Below are 5823 nucleotides of genomic sequence, written 5' to 3'. Positions count from 1 at the left end.
TTGCACACGAGACCGCGGGTGCAGCGTGCACCCGGCATTCCCTGCGCCCTCGATCTCGAGGCGCAAGACTTCCTAAGCAAAGCTCGGGCGACCAGCGCCGCGAGACCGTGAAACCGTATCTGCCGTTTGAAATCCGGATTCGGATTCATGGGCTTGGTCAGCGCGCACCGGCCCCGTGCCCAACCGTGCCATCAACAAGCGGTCGGGCGCGCGTCCGCCGAGGTTCGGGGATTGAGGCCGATACGATGATTTCAGGCGTGCAATCTGCTGCTGGAGCCATCGTCGGCGGCGCGACATCGGCTGTCCGGCTGCGGCGGCTCCCGGCCGCAATGCTGCTCCTCGTAGAAATTCACGTATCCCCGCGAGGCGCAATCGCATCGCGGCCATCGCGGACAGTCAGGCTGTTCATCCTTCGACATCAGGGCTCCCCACCGAATCCCGACGCCATCCAAGCAAGGAGCTGTCAGTTTGGGAAGATGGACAGACTACGGGGTCCACACAACTTCCACGAGATCTGCGTCCATGGGCGGCGCCACGCTGGATTGCGGTCCCTGTCAAATGCAGGTTGGCGGGCACAGTTCCGCCTGCGCTCTCCGAGCGACGGCGGAAGCTTTGCCCAGCCTCTGAACTTCTCCTCGGACCGGAGACGTAACTCCGCCGTCCTCCCGGCGAGTGCCGGGATCCATGACCACAGGAGCCCGTTGCTCATATCCGACGTGGCCCCAGCGTGCCCGACACCACCCGCCTGTGGTTATGGGTCCCGGCTCGGCGCTCGCGGTGCCGCTTGGCCGGGACGACGTTTTGATGGTTGCGACCGGCGATCGCGGGACGCACCGCGTCGTTCAGTTCCCGCCGAGCGCCCGATGAGCGAAACGTGAAGGGATCGCCGGCGGCTGGTCTCGATTTGGCAAGCCATATGCCTTATTGCGGGGTCATGGACCGCAAGCGAGGCGCCGATCCGGGTTCCCCCGCCCGCTCCGCTTGACCGTTCCGGTCGATATGTTACGGTGCGTAGCATTGCGAGAGTCGAGATCGCACCCGTGACGCAGCTAGCGAGCAGCCGGAAAGAGCCCCCGCGTCCGTCAACCCGATGAATCCTGCTGCGCGGTGGCCTGTGTTGCCGGGCGCGGCCATTCTGTTCTTTGCGAGCGGTCCATGTTTGCCCTGTTCGAGCGGCGGCTGAAGCCGACCGGCACGCCGAGCGATCCCGAGCCGCCGGCCGGGCTGATCGCGTTCTATTGGCACTATGCGCGCCAGGCCAAGGGCCTGTTCGCCGCGCTGTTCGCGGCCGGCTTCGCCGTGGCGCTGCTGGATTCCTTGATCCCGGTGTTCTTCGGCCGCATCGTCACCCTGATCACCAAAAGCCCGCCGGAGACGCTGTTCGCGACGTTCTGGCCGCTGCTGCTGGCGATGGCAGCGGTGCTGCTGGTGCTGCGTCCGGCGGCGCTGACCCTGCAGAACGTCGTCGCCAACCAGGCGATCGCCGCCAATGTCGGCAACCTGATCCGCTGGCAGAGCCATTGGCACGTGGTGCGGCAGTCGTGGGCGTTCTTCCAGAACGATTTTGCCGGCCGCATCGCCAACCGCGTGATGCAGACCGGGCCCGCGATCCGCGAGAGCCTGGTCGCGCTGCTGACCGCGGTCTGGTACATCCTGGTCTACGGCACCAGCGCGCTGGTGCTGCTGGCGGCCGCCTACCGCTGGCTGGCGCTGCCGATCGCGCTGTGGTTCTTGGGCTACCTGGTCATGCTGCGCATCCTGGTGCCGCGCATGCGCGACCGCTCCAAGACCATGTCGGAGGCCCGTTCGCAGCTCACCGGGCGGATCGTCGACAGCTACACCAATATCCTCACCGTGAAACTGTTCGCGCGGCCCTGGCAGGAGGACGCCTATGTGCGCGAGGCGGTCGACGATCATACCGGAAAATTCTACGCCTCGCTGCGGCTGAACACGCTGCTCGGGCTGGCGCTGTCGTCGCTCAACGCGGCGATGGTGACCGGCACCGGCGCGCTGGCGCTGCTGTTGTGGACCCATGGCAAGGTCTCGGTCGGCACGGTGGCGATGGCGCTGCCGCTGGCCTGGCAGATCGTCAACATCTCCGGCTGGGTGGCCTGGCAGGTCACCGCCATCTTCGAGAATATCGGCGTGGTGCAGGAAGGCATGATGACCATCGCGCGGCCGATCACGCTGACCGACCGGCCGCAGGCGAAGGCCCTCGTGGTCACGCGCGGCGAGATCGTATTCTCCGACGTGCGCTTCCACTATGGCAGGACGATCCCGGCCCTCGACGAGATCGAAGGGCCGCGGCCGCGCGCCGTGCTCGAAGGCTTCTCCCTGACGGTGCGGCCGGGCGAGAAGATCGGCCTGGTCGGCCGCTCCGGCGCCGGCAAGTCGACCGTGGTCAATCTGCTGCTGCGGTTCTTCGACCTCACCGGCGGCCGCATCCTGATCGACGGCCAGGATATCGCCGCCGTCACCCAGGAGAGTTTGCGCGCGCAGATCTCGGTGGTGACGCAGGACACCTCGCTGCTGCACCGCTCGATCCGCGACAACATCCGCTATGGCCGCCCCGAGGCCGGCGATGCCGAGGTGATCGCCGCGGCCAGGCTCGCCCATGCCGACGAGTTCATCCTCGATCTCGTCGACTGGAAGGACCGCTGCGGCTACGACGCCCAGGTCGGCGAACGCGGCGTCAAGCTCTCCGGCGGCCAGCGCCAGCGCATCGCGATCGCGCGCGTGATCCTGCGCGACGCGCCGATCCTGGTGCTCGACGAAGCCACCTCCGCGCTCGACAGCGAGGTCGAGGCCGCGATCCAGTCCAGCCTCGGCACCCTGATGGCCGGCAAGACCGTGATCGCGATCGCGCACCGGCTCTCGACCATCGCCCGCATGGACCGCCTGGTCGTGCTCGATCGCGGCCGCATCGTCGAACAGGGCACGCATGACGAACTCTTGCGCCACCAGGGCCACTACGCCGCCCTGTGGCAGCACCAGTCCGGCGGCTTCATCGACGCCGACGACATGCAGGCAGCGGGGTGAGGTGTCGTGAAAGCGCGGGCTGTTTCCGCTCCCCGCTACGCGCGCGGAGGGAGGGGAGAAACCGGCGCTCGCCGGACCTCGGCTCGGTCTTCAGTAGAAACTCGCGTGGCTTGAAGCATCCTCTCCAGCAGCGCCTGAGCCTTGTGCAGCAAAGGCCGGGCACCGCTTTCGGATGAAAGCGCAATCGTCGCGCGCAGACTGCCGACAATCCGGGCGTTGTCATCCTCGCTGGATGCCGGTGTCACCGTGGCCTCCCCGAACAGGGCCTCTGCCTCCAGACCGGAAAATCCCTGCTGACGGGCCGTGTTCCGCGCCTCCCGCAACATGTTCAGCGCAACCTCGACATCGCCGAGTCGATGGAGAGCAAGGGCGAGATAGATCGAACTGCGCAGCACCGACGACGTATAGCCGATCGATCTGGCCCCTTCCCGCGCCTCGGCCAGCATGCCGCGAGCCCGGTCGAACTGCCCCCGCTCCAGATAGGCCATGCCGAGATGACAGGCGAGCACCGGCACGAACAGCCGGATGCCGTGCTTCTGCGCGATCGCGAGCCCCTGTTCGAGAATGGCTGCTGCCGCCGCCGGATCGCCGCGGCCAATCATCAGCCAGCCTCCACTATAGGCCGTCGCGACGCGATCGAATGGCCGACGGGTTTCATCGGCAATCGCCGCCGCGCGCTGCTGCAATTGGTCCGCGGCGTCAATGTCCCCCATCACCGTATGCGTGAAGCTCTTCATCATGCAGCATAGCAACAGCAGGTATTTTGGGACGGTGCCGATCGGAGCGCTGGCCTGCGGCCCCATCAGTTGCGCGCAGGCCCGTCCCAGCATCTGCTCCGCCTCGCGGTACCGTCCGGCGAGAAAATAAGCCTGCCCGAGGCCATATTGCGCCAGGTTCAGCCACCCCGCATTGCCCCACTGCGCCGCCAGACCAACCACCTCCTCGCCGGTGGCGACGGCCTCGACCGGTGTGCCGTAAAAATTCTGCGCGGCCGCCCTCACCGTCATGGCAGCGACTTTCCGGCCGATGTCATCGATCGCGTTGGCCCGCCGCTCGGCCTCCAATCCCAGATCCAGCCATTCAGCGACATGTCCGGAGGCCATGAAGGGCGTGCGCGCCTCTATCCTGAGATCTATCGCATCCGCCTCCCGCGCGCGGGTCATGGGCGTCTTGTCCAGGGAGTTCATCGCGATCTCGAAATAGTTGGCCGCGTCGGCAAAGGCCGACCGTGCCAGACATTTTCGGGCCGCCTCTCGCCCAAACGAGAAGGCCTTGCCCCAATCCTTTGCCCGCGTCGCGTGATAACAAAGCATGTCGGGCTCATCGGCCCGGTCGTCGCGGCTTTCCATTGCCGAAAGAATTCGCGCATGGATGCTTTCGCGCAGCCTCTCGAGCATCGAATCATACGTGACCTGGCGGATCATCTCGTGCGGAAACTCGAATGCGCCCTGCAATTCGCTGTCGACCTTGACGAGCAGTTCGGCTCGGTCGAGAGCCGCGAGTTGGCTCTGCAGGTCGTCTTCGGGCAGCGCGGTCACGCTGCGCAGCATGGCTTCGGTCGAGCGACGGCCGAGTGCGGCCGCAATCTGCAGCAGCGCCCGTTCCTGTCTGGACACGCGATCGAGACGAGCGCCGATGACGCCCTGGATGCTGGTCGGAATGCCCAGTTCGTCAATGGGACGCACAAGCGTAAGGTCGCCCCATTGGCCGCGGAGGAAGCCGCTGTCCTTCAGGCCGCGGCAGACCTCCTCGATGAACAAGGGAACGTTGGCCGTATGCGACATGATACGGCTCTTCAAGTCGGAATTGACGGCGGAGGAACCAAGCATGTCGGACAGCATGGCCATTCCCGACTCGTGATCGAGCGGGCGCATTGCGACCAGCTCGGCGTGACACCGAGCGATCCACGTCGGCATCCCGTTCGGCCGGCTGGTAAGGAGCACGAGAAGATCGGGGACCTCGAGCGAAGCAAGCGCGGCGATGACGGGATCACTGGCGCGATCGATCCAGTGCAGGTCCTCGATCAGAAGCACCGTTGGTTGGGCGCGGGCCAGGTTTGCGAGGATCGCGCAGCTCGCCTCGCCAATCGCCTGGCCGCGCGCGTGGGGCTCCAGCTCGTCCCATTGCGGGTCCGAGATCGGAAGGTTCAGCACCGTATCGACGGCGCACTGCTGGACCGCCGGCAAGTCCTGCAGCGGATCCGCGACGATAGAAGGGTCCGCTAGCGTTCCCTCCACAATCGAAAGCAGCACTCGTCTCAGCGCGCTGAACGGCGCGCCCTGCAGATTCGGGCTGCACTCGGCATCGATCAGCCGCCAGCCACCGGCCTTCAGGGTTTGGGCAAACTCGTGCACCAGCCGTGATTTTCCGATGCCGGGGTTGCCCATCAGGAGAACCGTGCGCCGGCTGGCCCTGGCGCCGTCGGCCGCTTTTTCCAAAAGCGCCTTCTCTATCGTGCGATCAACGAAGCGGGAGGTGCTGCGCGCCCTTCGCACGCGCCAGCTGGAAAGATCGCTTGCGCCGATGATCCGATACACCGGCACAGGCTCACTGAAGCCACGCAGCGGCTTGCGGCCCAGAAATTCAAACCGAACGTGCCCATCGGCAAGCTTCTGACAGGCTTCCGACACACAGATCTGGTTCGCCCCGGCGGCGGATTCGAGCCGGGCCGCCAGGTGCTGCGCGGCGCCGCCGACCTCGTAGACCTTCGAAAATTCGCTGGCGACCATGTAGGTGACCACATGGCCTGAGTGCAGACCCACCCGGACCTGGAGGCCGGCATCG

Annotated in this window: 2 protein-coding genes; one reads left to right on the top strand and one right to left on the bottom strand. The window is 66.0% G+C overall.

Annotated elements, in window-relative coordinates; all coding sequences use genetic code 11:
• Nucleotides 1-1155 precede the first annotated feature (1155 nt).
• Nucleotides 1156-3039, top strand: a complete 1884-nt coding sequence (locus WCB02_RS21590; protein WP_423961249.1) for an ABC transporter ATP-binding protein — start codon at nucleotides 1156-1158, stop codon at nucleotides 3037-3039.
• A 35-nt stretch (nucleotides 3040-3074) separates the two neighbouring features.
• Here the strand turns inward: WCB02_RS21590 and WCB02_RS21585 are convergent.
• Nucleotides 3075-5823: ATP-binding protein (locus WCB02_RS21585; RefSeq protein WP_423961246.1), on the bottom strand; the 2749-nt coding region annotated here is incomplete at its 5' end.

The sequence above is a fragment of the Bradyrhizobium sp. genome (genome assembly GCF_049581145.1).
In the GTDB taxonomy this organism is placed as follows: Bacteria; Pseudomonadota; Alphaproteobacteria; order Rhizobiales; family Xanthobacteraceae; genus Bradyrhizobium.
Note: the sequence above shows the minus strand (reverse complement) of the source record. Positions and strands in the feature narration are given on the sequence as shown.